At 28.8% G+C, this 1,273-nt stretch carries 1 protein-coding gene and 1 pseudogene; both read right to left on the reverse strand.

Going from position 1 to position 1,273, the window contains the following annotated elements; all coding sequences use genetic code 11:
* Positions 1-448 (reverse strand): Panacea domain-containing protein (locus OC698_RS03125; RefSeq protein WP_304513229.1); only part of this gene is annotated, 448 nt, incomplete at its 3' end.
* A 44-nt stretch (positions 449-492) separates the two neighbouring features.
* A pseudogene (locus OC698_RS03130) lies at positions 493-1,014 on the reverse strand (toprim domain-containing protein); the annotation flags it as partial.
* Positions 1,015-1,273: the final 259 nt, after the last annotated feature.

Genomic DNA, 1,273 nt, shown 5'->3' on the forward strand with positions numbered 1-1,273 from the left:
ATAAAACATTCGGTTTAATAACACAACTAGAATATAATTTTTCAGGATCATAAGTTTTTTTCCAAGGTTCTTCGTTATGTGTTTGTTTGGTGAGTTCAGAAGCCTTCATGTGACCAAATTTATTAAAAACCTGATTCAAAACTTCTTTTTGTTCCTCAGTCAAGGGTGTATGACTCTTTTTGGAACAAAAATCAAAATATTTAAAAGATGGTTGAATTTCTTGTCTAAGGGCCTCCGCATAAACAACAGAAATAACAGGGCCGTAAGGCCAAGCCTCGATTGTCTCCGGGAATAAAACATTATTATATTTGGATAAATAATAACCTTGCGAGTAATAAAGTAACTTTTGAATTTTGGTTTTATTAATTTTTTTGTCTTTTTTTAGAAAAAAATCAGCAACGTCAAAAACGTTTATTTGTTTTTTATTAGTTTTTGGTAATGTTTTCATATTTATTTCCTTTCTATTCTTTATATTATATAGTTTAACATATTTTTCCCTTGGCGACTAGTTTTGGCTTTGATCAAACCATATTCTAATAATTGATCCAGATTAATCTTTTGCTTTTGACAGTAATTGAGGAAGCGAAAAGATAAGGGTTTATCAGATAAAGGGGCATAACCTAGTTTAAATTCTTTAATAGTTTCTAGAGTTAATTTTCGTTTTTGAATTAAATAAGTTAATCCTGGTTGACTTTCGTTATTGCGATTGGCATTGGCGGTTAACAAATAATGATAATAATCACGAATTTGGTTGAATAAAGGTGAAATTTCTTGAAATAATTGTTGCTTTTTGTTATTAATTTTTTGTTCGTCAATTGGTTGTTTTGGTTTCAAAGGAGGAGATGGTTGTTGCCAAGGATTAGTAGTAGTTTTCGTTATCTCTTTTTCTTGGTGTACTAAAGTTTTAAATTCTTGGGTTTTCATAAAGTTATTAATTCTAATGAGGGCTTGTGAAAAGTTTTTGCTTCCTCTCAGCGCCATATAAACATTAACAATATCATAATCTTTCCCACATTAACAAAAAAAGCCCCTTGAAAGTGGCTATGTAAATGGGTAAGACTCTCATTTGAGAGTCTTATTTTTAATTGAATAACTTGATTTTGAATTAATTTAGTACCTAAATAAATCAATATATTTCATGTTTAGGATCGAAACCGATAATATAAAAGATATTATTTATTTTTAATCCTAATAAACGACTTTGTTTTGTAGTTTTTAATTGATAAATTATTTCACCTTCTGCAAGTTTCGCGATGTTTTCAAAACCTTTATT

Origin of the sequence: Candidatus Phytoplasma gossypii (genome assembly GCF_030586975.1) — a bacterium.
GTDB lineage: Bacteria > Bacillota_I > Bacilli_A > Acholeplasmatales > Acholeplasmataceae > Phytoplasma > Phytoplasma citri.